At 67.0% G+C, this 16,168-nt stretch carries 15 protein-coding genes; 5 read left to right on the top strand and 10 right to left on the bottom strand.

Annotated elements, in window-relative coordinates; translation table 11 throughout:
* Window positions 1-48 precede the first annotated feature (48 nt).
* The 3 genes from ripB to EPN51_RS17105 form a co-directional block, all read right to left on the bottom strand.
* On the bottom strand, window positions 49-783 hold the full coding sequence (ripB, locus tag EPN51_RS17115) for an NlpC/P60 family peptidoglycan endopeptidase RipB (protein ID WP_293044681.1): 735 nt from the start codon (window positions 781-783) through the stop codon (window positions 49-51).
* Between the two features lie 10 nt (window positions 784-793).
* Window positions 794-2,233: an NlpC/P60 family peptidoglycan endopeptidase RipA gene (gene ripA, locus EPN51_RS17110; RefSeq protein WP_293044679.1), complete on the bottom strand. Its 1,440-nt coding sequence runs from the start codon at window positions 2,231-2,233 to the stop codon at window positions 794-796.
* Between the two features lie 238 nt (window positions 2,234-2,471).
* Window positions 2,472-3,047 (bottom strand): DUF6676 family protein, encoded by a 576-nt coding sequence (locus EPN51_RS17105; protein ID WP_293044677.1) that lies wholly within the window; start codon window positions 3,045-3,047, stop codon window positions 2,472-2,474.
* A 345-nt stretch (window positions 3,048-3,392) separates the two neighbouring features.
* Here EPN51_RS17105 and EPN51_RS17100 point away from each other — a divergent pair, with 345 nt between their 5' ends.
* Together EPN51_RS17100 and EPN51_RS17095 are read left to right on the top strand one after the other, a co-directional pair.
* Window positions 3,393-6,212 carry an aconitate hydratase gene (locus EPN51_RS17100; RefSeq protein WP_293044675.1) on the top strand — a complete coding sequence of 940 codons (2,820 nt, stop codon included), beginning with the start codon at window positions 3,393-3,395 and terminating at the stop codon, window positions 6,210-6,212.
* A 21-nt stretch (window positions 6,213-6,233) separates the two neighbouring features.
* Entirely contained in the window at window positions 6,234-6,797 is a 564-nt protein-coding gene (locus EPN51_RS17095; protein WP_293044673.1) for a TetR/AcrR family transcriptional regulator, read from the top strand.
* A gap of 86 nt (window positions 6,798-6,883) precedes the next feature.
* On the opposite strand, the gene EPN51_RS17090 is transcribed toward EPN51_RS17095, so the two are convergent.
* From EPN51_RS17090 to trxA, 4 genes are all read right to left on the bottom strand, one after another.
* A complete protein-coding gene (locus tag EPN51_RS17090; RefSeq protein ID WP_293044776.1) occupies window positions 6,884-7,078 on the bottom strand; it encodes a helix-turn-helix domain-containing protein in 195 nt (64 codons plus the stop codon).
* A 169-nt stretch (window positions 7,079-7,247) separates the two neighbouring features.
* The gene (locus EPN51_RS17085) at window positions 7,248-8,885 is read right to left on the bottom strand and encodes an ABC-F family ATP-binding cassette domain-containing protein (RefSeq protein WP_293044671.1); all 1,638 of its coding nucleotides are present in this window, start codon (window positions 8,883-8,885) and stop codon (window positions 7,248-7,250) included.
* A gap of 26 nt (window positions 8,886-8,911) precedes the next feature.
* Window positions 8,912-9,721: an enoyl-CoA hydratase gene (locus EPN51_RS17080; protein WP_293044669.1), complete on the bottom strand. Its 810-nt coding sequence runs from the start codon at window positions 9,719-9,721 to the stop codon at window positions 8,912-8,914.
* 43 nt (window positions 9,722-9,764) lie between these two features.
* The gene (gene trxA, locus EPN51_RS17075) at window positions 9,765-10,118 is read right to left on the bottom strand and encodes a thioredoxin (RefSeq protein WP_293044667.1); all 354 of its coding nucleotides are present in this window, start codon (window positions 10,116-10,118) and stop codon (window positions 9,765-9,767) included.
* A gap of 154 nt (window positions 10,119-10,272) precedes the next feature.
* Here trxA and EPN51_RS17070 point away from each other — a divergent pair, with 154 nt between their 5' ends.
* From EPN51_RS17070 to EPN51_RS17055, 3 genes are all read left to right on the top strand, one after another.
* Window positions 10,273-12,102, top strand: a complete 1,830-nt coding sequence (locus EPN51_RS17070; protein ID WP_293044665.1) for an acyl-CoA dehydrogenase — start codon at window positions 10,273-10,275, stop codon at window positions 12,100-12,102.
* A 74-nt stretch (window positions 12,103-12,176) separates the two neighbouring features.
* Entirely contained in the window at window positions 12,177-12,971 is a 795-nt protein-coding gene (locus EPN51_RS29045) for a DUF5666 domain-containing protein (RefSeq protein WP_366509453.1), read from the top strand.
* Between the two features lie 124 nt (window positions 12,972-13,095).
* The gene (locus EPN51_RS17055) at window positions 13,096-13,827 is read left to right on the top strand and encodes a DUF5666 domain-containing protein (protein WP_293044771.1); all 732 of its coding nucleotides are present in this window, start codon (window positions 13,096-13,098) and stop codon (window positions 13,825-13,827) included.
* A 250-nt stretch (window positions 13,828-14,077) separates the two neighbouring features.
* On the opposite strand, the gene EPN51_RS17050 is transcribed toward EPN51_RS17055, so the two are convergent.
* Genes EPN51_RS17050 through EPN51_RS17040 form a run of 3 tightly spaced genes read right to left on the bottom strand, consistent with a single transcriptional unit; the run spans window position 14,078 to window position 16,168 of the window.
* On the bottom strand, window positions 14,078-14,425 hold the full coding sequence (locus tag EPN51_RS17050; protein ID WP_293044663.1) for a metal-sulfur cluster assembly factor: 348 nt from the start codon (window positions 14,423-14,425) through the stop codon (window positions 14,078-14,080).
* Window positions 14,400-14,918: a Fe-S cluster assembly sulfur transfer protein SufU gene (sufU, locus tag EPN51_RS17045; protein ID WP_293044661.1), complete on the bottom strand. Its 519-nt coding sequence runs from the start codon at window positions 14,916-14,918 to the stop codon at window positions 14,400-14,402. Before sufU ends, EPN51_RS17050 begins: the two co-directional genes overlap by 26 nt.
* Entirely contained in the window at window positions 14,915-16,168 is a 1,254-nt protein-coding gene (locus EPN51_RS17040) for a cysteine desulfurase (protein ID WP_293044659.1), read from the bottom strand. Before EPN51_RS17040 ends, sufU begins: the two co-directional genes overlap by 4 nt.

The raw sequence follows: 16,168 nt of genomic DNA, 5'->3' as shown, positions 1-16,168 counted from the left end.
CGCTGGTGCTCCCGCCCCGGGGACGTGCCCGCTCGGGGACACCCGGCGTCAGTACTCGATGATCCTGGTCAGGAACGGCGTCATGCCGGGCTTACGAACCGCGCTGACCGTTACCTTTCCGGCGCTGCCGGAGGCCTCCAGCATCTGGCCGTTGCCCAGGTACATGGTGACGTGCTGGCTGCCGTTCGGGCCGTAGAAGATCAGGTCGCCGCGCCTGGCCTGATCCGGCGGAATGTGGCGCCCGGCGTTGTACTGGTCACCGGAGAACCGCGGGATCAGCACGCCGACGCCGGCGAACATGTAGCGCATCAGGCCCGAGCAGTCGAAGCCGTTGATGTTGGCGCCGTCGCCGACGCCCTTGCTGGGCCCGTCCAGCGAGCCGCCGCCCCACGAATACGGGACACCCATCTGCGATCCGCCCCGCTTGATCACGTACTCGATGGCTTGGCGGCCGTAGACCCGCGGGATCTTGCCGCCCGGGTTGGTGGGGGTTGCCGCGCTGGGAGCGGGATCGCCGCCGAGGTTGATCCCGAGCCCGCCCAGGAACTGCTTGCCCAGGTTGAATGTGGTTTGGGTGGCCTGGGCGGTGGCCTGCAGCGAGGCGTTCGCGACGGCCAGCGGATCTCCCGGGGCGCCGGCGCTGATCTGGGCCGGCAGGGTGGGATCCCACGCGCCGGGGTCGGCCGTGGCCAGCGGAGCCGGGCCGGCCACGGTAAGCATCAGCCCGGTCACCACGGTGGTGATCCAGGCGAAGTTGATGAAACGAAACCGCTTGCGGCGCATAGCTCCTCGTTCAGTACTCGATGTAACGGACCACGTAGGGGGTCATGCCGCTGGTGCGCACCGGGGCGACGCGGACCTTCAACCCGATGTCGGGCGCCTCGAGCATCTGGCCGTCACCGAGGTAGATCGTCACGTGCTGGCTACCGCCCGGGCCGTAGAAGATGACGTCGCCGCGGCGCATCTGCGAGGACGGGATCTTGCGGCCCAGGTTGTACTGCGAGCCCGAGTAGTGCGGCAGCTTGATCCCCACCCCGGCGAACGAGTACAAGACCAGACCCGAACAGTCGAAGCCGGTGATGCCCGCCCCGGAGTCGATTCCCTTACTCGGGCCGGCCGCGTTGCCGCCGCCCCAGGAGTAGGGCACGCCGATCTGGGACATGCCGCGCCGGATGACGTACTCGGAAGCCTGGCGCCCATAGACCCGCGGGATCCGCCCCCCGACCCCGCCCGGCGCCGCGTTGGTGATGCCGGTGTCGTCGGGCTTGAGGATGCCGATCTGCTGCAGGAAGTTACGGCCGAGACCGGCGGTGACCTGCGTCGAGGTGGCCGAGATGCCCAGCACCTGGTTGATCACCGCGATCGGGTCGCCAGGAATGTTGGCGCTCGGGATCATCGGCAGGGTGGGGTCCCAGGCGCCGTCCCATTGGCGGCCCCCGGCCGACGGCGCCGCCGCGCCCGGTGTTCCCGACTCCCACCGGTCACCGGACGCCGGAGCCCCGCCCGTCGACCCCTGCCGGGCGGCGGCCTCACGCTTGGCCTCCTCGAGCTTGGCCTGCGCCTGGTTCCGCTCGGCGGCCAGGCGGATCATGTCCTCGCGCTGCTCGTCGAACTTCTGCCTGGAGTTGGTCAGCGCCGCCACGGCGGCATCCTGGCTGGCCTTGGCGCCGGCGGCGGCCTTGTCGGCGTTCTGCTTGGCGAGCCGCGCCGCCGATTCCTTGTTCACCTGCTCGGTGCGGGCCTGCTGCAGCTTGGCCATCACGGTCTGCGAACTGGCGGTCAGGCTCTTGGCGGCGGCTTCGGTGGCGATGATGTCGTCGGGGCTGCCGGCGTTCAGGTAACTGCTCGACGGGCCGTTCATGTAGGCGGCCGCGGCGAAAGTATCGAAGCGGCGCTGCGCCCCGGCGATCGCCGCGGTGGAATCCTTGACCGCCTGCTGGCTGGTCTGAAGATCGTGTTGGGCGGTCGCCGCGTTGTCCCGGGCGGTCTCCACGTCGACCAGGGCTTTGTTGACGCTTTCCTGCTCGGTCTGAATTTCGGCGCTGAGGTTCTGCAGGCGCTGGTTGGCCTTGGCGACGTTCGCGATCAGTGCGGCCAGATTGTCGGCGGTGGAATCACCCTGCGCCAGGCCCGGGGTGCATATCAACAGGGCCACGCTCAGCACCGACGGCACGATGGGCCGCACCAGCCGTGCGGCCGGTCGCGCGGAAGACCCCCAGCGTGTGCGTCTCATTCGACTCAGGTCTCCTACGGCTCGACGCGACGGGTGGCGCCGGCCACAGATCTCTCGTAAGGCGCCAAAGACAACACCAGCATCATTTGCACCGTACGTCACATGGGTGGGCGTGCAAACGCCCCGCTGAAATCGCACTCTCTACGTGCGTTTACTGTGACCGAACGGTGACCTGCCCCGTTTGCCGTGGCAGGGGGCGGAATTCGTCAGCCGAACCCGAAGAAACGAATACGAGTTGTCAGGCGCCGGTATTGGCCTCGGCATCCTCAGCGGCCGCCGCGTCGTCCGACGTTGCTGCGCGCTTGCTACGCACCTGCAACAACCGGGTGCCGACGGCCGCCGCGAAGACCCCGATCAAGAGGAAGATGGTCAGGCCGGTCCAGGGAAACTCGGGCGTGTCCAGCTCGTGCAGGAAATGCTGCGCCGAGGCCACCGGGTTGCCCGTCTTGGCGATGTCCTCACCGGCCTCGAGGGTGACGCGCGGGAACTGTGTGCTGTAGCTGCCGACGTAACTCGGGCTCAGTGTCAGGACGGTGGCGTCGTGATAGTCGGCGCCGACCACGGTCGAGATGTCGCGCAACGGAGTGTCGTTCGGGGGATTGTGGTCGAGCAGCACGATCTTGAGGTTGATGCCCTCGGCGTGCGCTTGGTTGACCACGTCGAGCAGTCCGGGCATGGCCGCCGGCGGCGCGCTGACTCCGGTGGCGGCGACCTGGGCCTTGACCATCGCGATGTCGACGTCCACGGGAATGTACGCGGGGAGCACCGGAACCGTTTGCGGCAGCGGTCCGACGAAAGAATCTTGCCCGTTCATTGTTTCCCTCCTGCGGCGGCGTGTCCCTCCTGGCGCAGTGCTACAGGCACCGTACGCGACGTCGCCCCGTCCCATCGCGGGCCCACCGCGCCGGCTCCGGCCCGCCACGCGGGCCCGCTTCCCCGCGACACGTGAGCCACGCACTCGGCATGCGCCGGCGGGGGTCGCCCCGCGGTAGATCTCGGCGCGATTGGGGCATGCGCGCAGGTTTAAACCGGCGGCCACCGCGATAAGACTGAAGTCAGGGCTGCTGTCGTAATGCAGGACAAACGTACTGTTAAAGTTGGCAGCGCACCCGCCGACACCAGCCCCGTCGGCGGCAGAACTAAATCCTTGGGAGTTGAAGTGACTGATTCTGTGAACTCATTCGGAGCCCGCAACACCCTCGAGGTCGGCGACAAGAGTTACCAGATCTATCGCCTCGACGCCGTCCCCAACACGGAGAAGCTCCCCTACAGCCTCAAGGTGCTGGCCGAGAACCTGCTGCGCAACGAGGACGGCAGCAACATCACCAAAGACCACATCGAGGCCATCGCAAACTGGGATCCCAAGGCGGAGCCCAGCATCGAGATCCAGTACACCCCAGCGCGGGTCGTGATGCAGGACTTCACCGGTGTGCCGTGCATCGTCGACCTGGCCACCATGCGCGAGGCGATCGGCGAGCTCGGCGGCAACCCGGAAAAGGTCAACCCGCTCGCGCCCGCCGACCTGGTGATCGACCACTCGGTGATCGCCGACCTGTTCGGCACCGCCGACTCATTCGAGCGCAACGTCGAGATCGAGTACCAGCGCAACGGCGAGCGCTATCAGTTCCTGCGCTGGGGCCAGGGAGCATTCCAGGACTTCAAGGTGGTGCCCCCGGGCACCGGCATCGTGCACCAGGTCAACATCGAGTACCTCGCCAGCGTGGTGATGAGCCGCGACGGGGTGGCCTACCCCGACACCTGTGTGGGCACCGACTCGCACACCACGATGGTCAACGGCCTCGGCGTTCTGGGCTGGGGCGTAGGTGGCATCGAGGCCGAGGCCGCGATGCTCGGTCAGCCGGTGTCGATGCTGATCCCCCGCGTGGTCGGCTTCAAGCTGACCGGCGAAATCCAGCCCGGTGTGACGGCGACCGACGTCGTGCTCACCGTGACCGAGATGCTGCGCAAGCACGGCGTGGTCGGAAAGTTCGTCGAGTTCTATGGCAAGGGCGTGGCCGAGGTGCCGCTGGCCAACCGCGCCACCCTGGGCAACATGAGCCCCGAATTCGGTTCCACCGCAGCCATTTTCCCAATCGACGAGGAGACCATCTCCTATCTGCGCTTCACCGGCCGCAAGGATGAGCAGCTGGCGCTGGTCGAGGCCTACGCCAAGGAACAGGGCATGTGGCACGACCCCACGCACGAGCCGGCGTTCTCCGAGTACCTCGAGCTCGACCTGTCCACGGTGGTGCCGTCGATCGCCGGACCGAAGCGCCCGCAGGACCGCATTGCCTTGTCGGCGGCCAAGTCCACCTTCCGCAAGCAGATCCTCAGTTACGTCGATGGCGACGGGGAGCAGGGCTACTCGAAACTGGACGAGTCGGTCGAGGAAACATTCCCGGCCAGCGATCCGGGCGCCGTGTCGAACGGACATGCCGACGACGTTCCCGAGGTGCATTCGGCGGCCGCCCATTCCCAGGGCCGACCCAGCAGCCCGGTGACGGTCAAGTCGGACGAGCGTGGCGAGTTCGTGCTCGACCACGGCGCGGTGGTGATCGCCGCGGTCACGTCGTGCACCAACACCTCCAATCCGGAGGTGATGCTGGGCGCGGCGCTGTTGGCCCGCAACGCCGTCGAAAAGGGCCTGGCGTCCAAGCCGTGGGTGAAGACCACGATGGCGCCCGGCTCGCAGGTGGTCAACGACTACTACGACAAGGCCGGCCTGTGGCCGTACCTGGAGAAGCTCGGCTTCTATCTGGTCGGCTACGGGTGTACCACGTGCATCGGCAACTCCGGCCCGCTGCCGGAAGAGATTTCGAAAGCCATTAACGACAAAGACCTTTCGGTCACCGCCGTGCTGTCAGGCAACCGAAACTTCGAGGGCCGCATCAACCCGGACGTGAAGATGAACTACCTGGCTTCACCGCCGCTGGTGGTGGCCTACGCACTGGCCGGGACGATGGACTTCGACTTCGATCAGCAGCCGCTCGGGAAAGATAAAGCGGGCAAGGATGTCTATTTGAAGGACATCTGGCCGTCGCAGCAGGATGTCTCCGACACCATCGCCTCGGCGATCAACTCCGAGATGTTCACCAAGAACTACGGCGACGTGTTCAAGGGTGACGAGCGCTGGCGCAACCTGCCCACGCCGAGCGGCAACACCTTTGAGTGGGACTCGGATTCGACGTACGTGCGTAGACCTCCGTACTTCGAGGGCATGCCCGCCGAGCCTGAGCCGGTCGCCGACATCACCGGCGCGCGGGTGCTGGCGCTGCTCGGCGACTCGGTGACCACCGACCACATCTCCCCCGCCAGCAGCATCAAGCCGGGCACTCCGGCGGCGCAGTACCTCGACGACCACGGCGTGGAACGCAAGGACTACAACTCCTTTGGCTCGCGGCGCGGCAATCACGAGGTGATGATCCGCGGCACGTTCGCCAACATCAGGCTTCGTAACCTGTTGCTCGACGACGTGTCCGGCGGCTACACCCGCGACTTCACCCAGTCCGAAAATGGAGAAGCGCCGCAAGCGTTCATCTATGACGCGGCGCAAAACTATGCGGCACAAGACATTCCGCTGGTGGTGCTGGGCGGTAAGGAGTACGGGTCGGGCTCGTCACGCGACTGGGCTGCCAAGGGAACGCGGCTGCTCGGCGTGCGCGCGGTGATCGCCGAGTCGTTCGAACGGATCCACCGGTCCAACCTGATCGGTATGGGCGTGATCCCGTTGCAGTTCCCGGACGGCAAGTCCGCCGGGGATCTGGGGCTGGATGGCACCGAGGTGTTCGACATCACCGGTATCGAGGAGCTCAACAACGGCAAGACGCCGAAGACGGTGCGCGTCAAGGCAAGCAAGGATGGTTCGGACGCGATCGAGTTCGACGCGGTGGTGCGCATCGACACCCCCGGCGAGGCCGACTACTACCGCAACGGCGGCATCCTGCAGTACGTGCTGCGCAACATGCTGAAGTCGGGCTAAGCCCGAGCCGGCCAGCCACCCGTGCCCAAGGTCAGCGAGGACCATCTGGCGGCCCGCCGCCGCCAGATCCTCGACGGCGCCCGCCGCTGCTTTGCCGAATTCGGCTACGACAAAGCCACGGTGCGCCGGCTGGAAAAGGCGATCGGGATGTCGCGCGGCGCGATCTTCCACCATTTCCGGGACAAGGACGCGCTGTTTTTCGCCCTCGCCCACGAGGACGCCGAGCGGATGGCCGATGTGGCCTCCCGCGCCGGACTGATCCAGGTGATGCGGGACATGCTGGCCGCGCCCGACCAGTTCGACTGGCTGGCCACCAGATTGGAGATCGCCCGCAAGCTGCGCAACGATCCCGCGTTCAGCCGCGGCTGGGCGGAGCGGTCGGCCGAGCTGGCGGAGGCCACCGCCGATCGGCTGCGCAGGCAGACGGAGGCACACCGGGTGCGCGACGACGTCCCCGGTGACGTGCTGCGGTGCTATCTGGAGTTGGTGCTCGACGGCCTGGTGGCCCGGTTGGCGTCGGGCGAGGATCCGCAGCGCCTGGCCTCGGTGCTCGACCTGGTGGAGAATTCGGTGCGGCGCAGTTAAGGCGCGCCGATTGTGAAGGTGCCCCGATTGTGAATCTCACGACGCGGCACGCCGATTCAGTGTCGCGGGATTCACGCTCGGCGGATTTACGGCGCGACCTTCGCGGTCCGGTTGGGGCCGCCGCGGCTGCGCATCGTGGTACCCGATTCCCGCAGCAGGCTGTGAATCGACCCGTACGACCTGCCGGTCGTGGCGACCAGGCTGCGGATGCTGGCCCCGCCTTCGTAGGCGTGGCGCAGCTCGTCCAACAACTGGTCGCGCGCCTTGGCCGACCTTTGCACTGTTCTTCTCATGGTTCCTCCGAGGCCGGGACACGATCGCAAGCACCTAGAGTAAGAAGCCATCCTCGGCCGCGGGCGGATTTCGCCAAATCACCTGTGGCCACTTGCCGCAGGTTAGTGGTGATCGCGAGCGCGGCGCAGCCGGGCGAAGCGGATCGCCACCATCAAATCAGGCGAGCTCGATCAGATCCCGGTATTCGTCGGACCAGTAGTCCTCGGTGCCGTCGGGTAGCAGCACCACTCGTTGCGGGTCGAGGGCTTCGGCGGCGCCGGGGTCGTGCGTCACCAGCACCACCGCGCCCTGATAGCTGCGCAGAGCGTCGAGCACCTGCTCGCGCGACGCGGGATCGAGGTTGTTCGTGGGTTCGTCGAGCAACAACACGTTGGCGGTCGACGCCACCAGACCGGCCAGCGCGAGCCGGGTTTTCTCACCGCCGGACAGGGTGCCCGCCAATTGGTCGAGTTGAGGGCCGCTGAACATGAACGCGCCCAGCAGGCCGCGCAGTTCTTGCTCGCCCGAATCCGGTGCGGCATGCCGGATGTTCTCCCAGACGCTCACATCGTTGTCGAGCGTGTCGTGCTCCTGCGCGAAGTAACCGATCCGCAAGCCGTGTCCGGGCTCGAGCCCTCCGGTGTCGGGGGCCTCGGTGCCGGCCAGCAGTCTCAGCAATGTGGTCTTGCCGGCGCCGTTGAGCCCGAGCACCACCACCCGTGAGCCGCGGTCGATCGCCAGATCGACACCGGTGAACACTTCCAGCGACCCATACGACTTGCTCAGCCCCTTGGCGATCAGCGGCGTGCGCCCACACGCGGCCGGCGTCGGGAACTTGATGCGGGCCACCTTGTCGGCGACCCGCTCCTCGTCGAGCGCGGCCATCATCCGGTCGGCCCGGCGCAACATATTTTGGGCGGCAACGGCTTTGGTGGCTTTGGCGCCCAGCTTCGCGGCCTGGGTTCGCAGCGCGGCGGCCTTGCGTTCGGCGTTCGCACGTTCCCGTCGGCGACGCTGCTCGTCGGTCGCGCGGGCATCGAGGTACTTCTGCCACGTCATGTTGTAGACGTCGGCCTCGCCGCGCACGGCGTCCAGGAACCACACCCGGTTGACGACGTCGGCGAGCAATTCGACGTTGTGGCTGATGATCACCAGCCCGCCGGTGTGGGCGCGCAGGAAATCCCGCAACCAGCCGATGGAATCCGCGTCCAGGTGGTTGGTGGGCTCGTCGAGAAGCAGCGTGGTCTCAGAGCCCGAGGTTCCCGCTCCCCCCTCCGAGGCGGCGAACAGGATGCGCGCCAGTTCTACCCGGCGGCGCTGCCCGCCGGACAGGGTGCGCAGCTGCTGCGTCAGCACCCGTTCCGGCAAGCCGAGACTGGCACAGATGCGGCCGGCTTCGCTTTCCGCGCCGTAGCCGCCCAGGGCCACGAAACGCTCCTCCAGCTGGCCGTACCGGCGGATCGCGCGGTCGCGGGCGTCGTCGTCGGCGACCTCGGCCATCAACGCCTGCTGCTTTTCCAGATCGGTGAGCAACACGTCCAACCCGCGGGCCGACAGGACCCGGTCGCGGGCCAGCACATCGAGGTCGCCCTCTTTGGGATCCTGTGGCAGATAACCGATTTCGCCGGTGCGGATGATCGATCCGGCATACGGCTCGGTCTCCCCCGCCAAGATGCGCAGGGTGGTGGTCTTGCCCGCGCCGTTACGGCCGACCAGCCCGATGCGGTCGCCGGGCTGCACCCGCAGGTCGGGGCCGTCGGGTGAGAGCAGGATGCGCGCACCAGCGCGGACCTCGAGGTCCGTGGCCGTGATCACGATCGCTCTCCTGAGTTGAAGGACGTCTATTTGTCGTCGGTGAACACCGCTGGTCGTCGTTCTGCGCGCGCGGCAACCGCTTCTTCGAAGTTGGCGGTGAGCAGGCGGACGAAAAGCTGTCCCAAGCCTTCGGCTTGCATGTGCCCTTCCAGGCTACCGGCGTCCAGTCCAGTCCACAGCGTGCGCTTGGTCAACTCGGTACCCGGCCGCGAGAACGCCGCGATCCGCGCCGCGATCGCATAGCAGGTGTCCAGCAGCTGCTTCTCGGGCACCTGGCACGACACCAGCCCGATCCGCTCGGCCTCCTCCGCGGTGACGTCGCGGCCGGTCAGCATGATCTCGAACGCCCGCGACGATCCGATGGCCCGGGGCAGCAGGTAAGACAGCCCCAGTTCGCTGGCCGTCAGCCCGTTGTTGATGCCCGCGGCGCGAAAGTACGCGCTGGTGGAGGCCACCCGGATGTCGGCGGCCAGCGCCAGGCACAGGCCCCCGCCGATGGCTGGGCCGTTGACCGCGGCGATCACCGGTTGGTGCAGCCGGCGCAAGGCCAGGATGACCTCGTCGAGAATCTCCATGGAACGCAGCGCATAGGTGGGTCGGGTCAGCCCCTCGACGTTGGGCACCGAGCCCGCGGACTTGTGATCGGCACCCGAGGAAAAACCCCGGCCGGCGCCCGTCAGCACCACCACGCGCACGGCGTTGTCGTATCGGACTTTCTCCAGTGCCTCCTTCAGGGGCACCATGACGTCGAACGCCATGGAGTTCATCCGCTCGGGTCGGTTGAGGGTTATCAGCGCGACGCCGGGGCGCGGGTGATCTACCAGTACCAAACTCACCCATGCAACCTAGCGCGTGGCCGACGGCAGCGCGGTGTCGCGCTTATTCGGCCGGCCCGGGTTCGGCCGCGTCAACGTCGAAGGCCCGAACCTGCTGGACCAGGTCCTCGAGGGCCGCCGGCGGCAGGGCCCCGGGCTGGTTGAACAGCAGTTTGCCCTTCTTGAAGGCCATCAGCGTGGGGATGGACCGGATCTGGGCGGCCGCGGCCAGCTGTTGTTCGGCCTCGGTGTCGACCTTGGCGTGCACGATGTCGGGATGTTTCTCCGATGACGCCTGGAAAGTGGGGCCGAACTGGCGGCACGGACCACACCAGGACGCCCAGAAGTCGACGAGCACGATGTCGTTGCCCTCGACGGTTTCGTTGAACTTCTCAGCGGTGAGATCAAGTGTTGTCACGTTTGCCGTAACGCCCGGCCGCGGCGCGATGTTCCCGGCGCGCCATGGCGCACGGCGCCGCATTCCGCCATGGTTACGGTTGCGTACGTTTTCCCGCGTCCGACAGACTGAGCCTGACCATCCGCCGCCTCAAAGGACCAGTGAGGGAATCGCGTTGGGCCACTACATCGCTAACGTCCGTGATCTCGAGTTCAACCTCTTCGAAGTCCTCGATATCGGCGCCGTCCTGGGCACCGGTGGCTACCGCGACCTCGACGAGGAGACGGTCCGAACCATATTGACCGAAGCCGCTCGCCTGGCCGAAGGTCCGGTGGCCGAATCCTTCGCCTTCGCCGACCGCAACCCGCCGGTGTTCGACCCGGCCGAGCACACCATCAGCGTGCCGGACGAGCTGGCCAAGACGGTGGCGTCGATCAAGGAAGCCGGCTGGTGGCGGCTGATGCTCGACGAAGAGATCGGCGGCATGGCGGCACCTCCGCCGCTGGCGTGGGGGGTCAACGAGATGATCATCTGCGCCAACCCGTCGGCGAACTTCTTCTGCCTCGGCCCGTTGATGGCCCAGGCCCTGTACATCGAGGGCAACGAGCAGCAGCGCCACTGGGCCGCCGAGGGCGTGGAGCGCGGCTGGGCGGCCACGATGGTACTCACCGAACCCGACGCGGGCTCCGATGTCGGCGCCGGCCGCACCAAAGCCTTCGAACAACCCGACGGCACCTGGCACATCGAGGGCGTCAAGCGCTTCATCTCCGGCGGCGACGTGGGCGACACCGCCGAGAACATCTTCCACCTGGTGCTGGCCCGTCCCGAGGGCGCCGGCCCGGGCACCAAGGGCCTGAGCCTGTTCTACGTGCCCAACCACCTGTTCGACCCGGACACTTTCGAACTCGGCGCGCGCAACGGGGTTTTCGTCACCGGCCTGGAACACAAGATGGGCATCAAGTCCTCCCCGACATGCGAATTGACCTTCGGCGCAACCGATGTGCCCGCCGTCGGCTACTTGGTCGGCGACGTGCACCGGGGCATCGCGCAGATGTTCACCGTCATCGAGCACGCACGCATGACGATTGGCGTCAAAGCCGCCGGCACGCTGTCCACGGGTTACCTGAACGCGCTGGCCTTCGCCAAAGAGCGGGTACAAGGCGCGGACCTGACCCAGATGGCCGACAAGACGGCCCCGCGAGTCACCATCATCCACCACCCCGACGTGCGTCGCAGCCTGATGACCCAGAAGGCTTACGCCGAGGGCCTGCGAGCGCTCTACATGTATGCGGCCGCACACCAGGATGACGCAGTGGCCCAACGTGTTTCGGGTGCCGATCACGACATGGCGCACCGGATCGACGATCTGCTGCTGCCCATCGTCAAGGGCGTGAGCTCGGAACGGGCCTACGAGGTGCTGACCGAGTCGCTGCAGACGCTGGGCGGGTCCGGCTTCCTGGCCGACTACCCGCTCGAGCAGTACATCCGTGATTCCAAGATCGACTCGCTCTACGAGGGCACCACCGCCATCCAGGCGCTCGACTTCTTCTTCCGTAAGATCGTGCGCGACCGGGGCCAGGCCCTGCAGTTCCTGATGACGCAGATCGCCGCGACCATCGATGACTGCGACGAGGCGCTCAAGCCGGTAGGCCAACTACTGCAGACCGCCTACGACGACGTGACGGCGATGACGGGCGCGCTGACCGGTTACCTGATGTCCGCGGCCCAACAGCCCACCGACATCTACAAGGTGGGGCTGGGATCGGTGCGCTTTCTGCTTGCGGTCGGCGACCTGCTGATCGGCTGGAGACTGCTGGTGCAAGCCGCCGTCGCGCACCGCGCGCTGAGCGACGGCGCGGCCGGACACGACGAGCCGTTCTATCGGGGCAAGGTCGCGACGGCGTCGTTCTTCGCCAAGAACATGTTGCCCAAGCTGACCGCCCTGCGCGAAGTCATCGAGGCCATCGACGACGAGATCATGAAGGTGCCCGAAGAGGCCTTCTGACGGCTCAAAGGTTAAGCACAGTTCAAACGGGTAAATTATGACGTTGGCCTTAACCGACGAATGGAGAAACGTTGATGTCTGCCAGCTGTCGCGTGCCCCGGCTCACGCGCTTCGCGGTATTCGCGGTGGCGGGAGCCACCGCACTGTCCCTGTCCGCCTGCGGCTCTTCGAACAAATCCAGCTCCACCTCGACCTCAACCTCAACGTCGACGTCGACCGTGACCTCGGCGGCCCCATCGTCCACGCCCAACGCTGAAGCCAAGGTCCGCGGCCTGATCGCGTCCGTGGCGGGCAACTCCATCCAGGTCACCAAGGAAGACAACGCCACCGCCGCGGTGAACTTCACCTCGACCACCAAGATCACCGAGGCCGTTCCGGCGGGCCTGCCGGACGTCACCCAGGGCAGCTGCGTCAGCGTGAAGCCCACCGAGGGATCGGCGCCCGGGCAGCAGGTCACGGCCGCGAAGGTCAAGATCAGCGAGTCCGTCAACGGCGTCTGCCCCAAACCGCGGGAGTCCACACCGGGCGGCGCCAGCAGCACACCACCGCCCGGCTCATCGTCGCCGTCGCCGGCGCCCGCCAAGCCGGCCATGGTGCGGGGTTCGGTGGCGTCGGTCTCGGGTAACACCATCAACGTGACCGGCACGGATCCCAGCGGGAACACCACGCAGACGGCCGTGACGGTCGACGACAAGACCAAATACAGCAAGCAGACGTCCGCGAACACTGACGCGATCACGCCGGGCAAGTGTCTGTCCGCGCGCGGAACCACGGACAGTGGCGGTGTGCTGCAGGCGACGAGCATCAAGTTACGACAAGCCGTCGACGGCAAATGCGGCAAGCCCAAGCAGCCCGGCGAAGGTGGCTGACCCGGCTCGCGCTGCGTGAAATTGCCGTAACCCCGATGGGCGCGGGTGAAAACCGCGCTTCGCCGGGGTAACTGCCCACGACGGCGAAACATGCGATGGAGAAGAGTCTGTGCGTGCCGCATCGTTGAAACCTCGGCCGACGCAGATCGCGATAGGCGCAGTGATCGCTTTCATCGCGTTGTTGGTGGCCATGTGCGGCTCCTCGCACGACACGTCGACCAGCGGCACGCCACCTACCGTCACGGCCGTCCCGCCCAGCGCGGCACCGAGCGCCGCGCCGCCGCCGGGGCCCCCGCCGCCTCCGGTCGGCAAGGACTATGTCGAGGGCATGGTCCAGTCGGTGTCCGGCGACACGATCGCGCTCCGGACCCGGAGCGGCTCCGCGACCGTGGACTACACCCCCGAGACAAGGGTCGTGCAGGTCGCCCCGGCGAAGCTGACCGATGTGACACCCGGAAGCTGCGTGAATGTCCGCGCCACCCCGGAGAGTAAGCCACCGCCCGGCGCGATCACCGCGCAATCGGTGACGGTCACCGAGTCGGCGGATGGCAAGTGCCCGCCGCCGGCCGGGTTCTACGGCACGGTGGCCTCGGTGTCGGGCAACACCATTGCCGTCACCGGTCTGGGCCCCGGCGGCCCGGGCGCTCCCACCACCGTGACCGTCGCCGACACGACCTCATATCTAAGGCAGACGCCGTCGGACGCCCAGGCGATCACGAACGGTAAATGCATGGGGGCAAACGGAACTCAAGACGGCGGCGCGCTGCACGCGACGATGATCAGCTTGGAGACGTGCCCACCCATGGGGCATCCGCACCACCACCTGCATCTGCCCCACCTCCACGTCCACCTTTAGTGGCGATCGCCAGCGCGGCGCAGCCGGGCACAGCGGGTCGCCACCATCGGATTTAGTGGCGATCGCCAGCGCGGCGCAGCCGGGCACAGCGGGTCGCCACCATCGGATTTAGTGGCGATCGCCGGCGCGGCGCAGCCGGGCACAGCGGGTCGCCACCATCGGATTTAGTGGCGATCGCCGGCGCGGCGCAGCCGGGCACAGCGGGTCGCCACCATCGGGCTGGGACGCGGGAAACCGCGAAAAGGCGCCCTTAGACCGTGAAGCCGAGGGCGCGCAGTTGCTCGCGTCCGTCGTCGGTGATCTTGTCCGGGCCCCACGGCGGGTTCCACACCCAATTGATCCGCAGCTCATCGACCAAACCGGCACCGACCACCGCGTTCTGCGACTGGTCTGCGATGACGTCTTGCAGCGGGCAGGCCGCCGACGTGAGCGTCATGTCGAGCAAGGCCACCGGGCCCATCTCACCGTGCTCAACCTCTAGGCCATACACCAGGCCCAGATCCATGACGTTGATACCGAGCTCGGGGTCGATGACATCATGCATCGCCTCCGCGACATCGGCCAGCAACGCGTCATGCGGTGTGGTGGTTTCGCTCATCTGTAACCTCCTCGAGGGCTTGACTGGCTTGGGCCAGTACGTCGTTAGCCGCGCTGGCGCGAGCCAACGCATCCTTACATGCCAACCATCCCAGCAGCGCGCACTTCACCCGCGCCGGGTACTTGGCCACTCCGGCGAACGCGACTCCATCACCGAGGACATCCTCGTCGCCGTCGATGGTTCCCCGCGAGGACACCATTTCGTTGAACGCGGTGATGGTCTTGAGCGCGTCGCCGACGCTTTGGCCGATCACCTGCTCGGTGAGGACCGAGGTGGCCGCCTGGCTGATCGAGCAGCCCTGCCCGTCATACGACACGTCGGCGATGGTTTCGCCGTCGTCGGACAACGCGACGCGCAGGGTGATCTCGTCACCGCAGACCGGGTTGACGTGAAACACCTCGGCGCCGAACGGCTCCCGCAGCCCCCGGTGTTGCGGGTGCTTGTAGTGATCGAGGATCACGTCCTGATACATCTGTTCGAGGCGCAAGGTCATTCTCTCCCAAAGAAATCCAGCGCGCGGCGCACACCGGCCACCAAACGCTCGACCTCGTCGAGGGTGTTGTACACCGCGAACGACGCCCGCGCGGTGGCGGCCAGACCGAACCGGCGGTGCAGCGGCATCGCGCAGTGGTGCCCGACGCGCACCGCGACGCCGTCGTCGTCGAGTACCTGCCCGACATCGTGCGCGTGCACGCTGTCGACGACGAATGCCACTGGGGAGCCGCGGTTTTCCAATGAGGTGGGCCCGATGATCCGCACGCCGTCGATACCGGACAGGCCCTCGATGGCGGCGGCGACCAGTTCGCGCTCGTGGGCCTCGACGGCGTCCATGCCGATGTCGTTGAGATAGCGGGCGGCCGCGGCCAGCCCGACCACTTGGGACGTCATCGGGGTACCGGCCTCGAAGCGCTGCGGCACCGGCGCGTAGGTGGAGGCTTCCATGGTGACGTTCTCGATCATCGAGCCGCCGGTGAGGAACGGCGGCAGCGCCGACAGCACCTCGCTGCGGCCGTACAGCACACCGATCCCGTTGGGGCCCAGCATTTTATGTCCGGAGAAGGCGGCGAAGTCGACGTCGAGTCCGTGGAAGTCGACCGGCCGGTGCGGCACCGACTGGCAGGCGTCCAGGACGGTGAACGCACCCACCGCCTTGGCGCGGGAGGCCAGCTCACCCACGGGTCCGAGCGCACCGGTGACATTCGAATGGTGGCTGAAGGCAACGACTTTGACCCGCTCGTCGAGTTGCAGCGAGTCCAGGTCGATGCGGCCATCTTCGGTGACCCCATACCAGCGCAGCGTGGCCCCGGTGCGGCGGGCCAACTCCTGCCAGGGGACCAGGTTGGCGTGGTGCTCGAGTTCGGTGATGACGATGACGTCGCCGGGGCCGACCGCGCGGTCGAACCGGGTGTCGCCCAGCACATAGGAGACCAGGTTGAGCGCCTCGGTGGCGTTCTTGGTGAAGACCAGCTCTTGCGCGTCGGCACCGACGAACGCCGCGATATCGGCGCGACCCTGCTCGTAGGCGTCGGTGGCCTCCTCCATCAGCTGGTGTGCACCGCGATGCACGGCGCCGTTGGAGGTGAGCAGAAATTCGCGCTCGGCGTCGAGCACCTGCAGGGGACGTTGCGCCGTCGCCCCGGAATCCAGGTACGCCAACTGATTTCCACCGCGCATGATGCGCTTGAGGATCGGGAAGTCGGCGCGGATCGCCGCCACATCCAGCGGAGTCACGGGGGCAGCCAT

Origin of the sequence: Mycobacterium sp. (assembly GCF_004298145.1) — a bacterium.
Lineage (GTDB): Bacteria > Actinomycetota > Actinomycetes > Mycobacteriales > Mycobacteriaceae > Mycobacterium.
The sequence above is the reverse complement of the archived record's forward strand: the minus strand, read 5'-3'. Positions and strand labels throughout refer to the sequence as shown.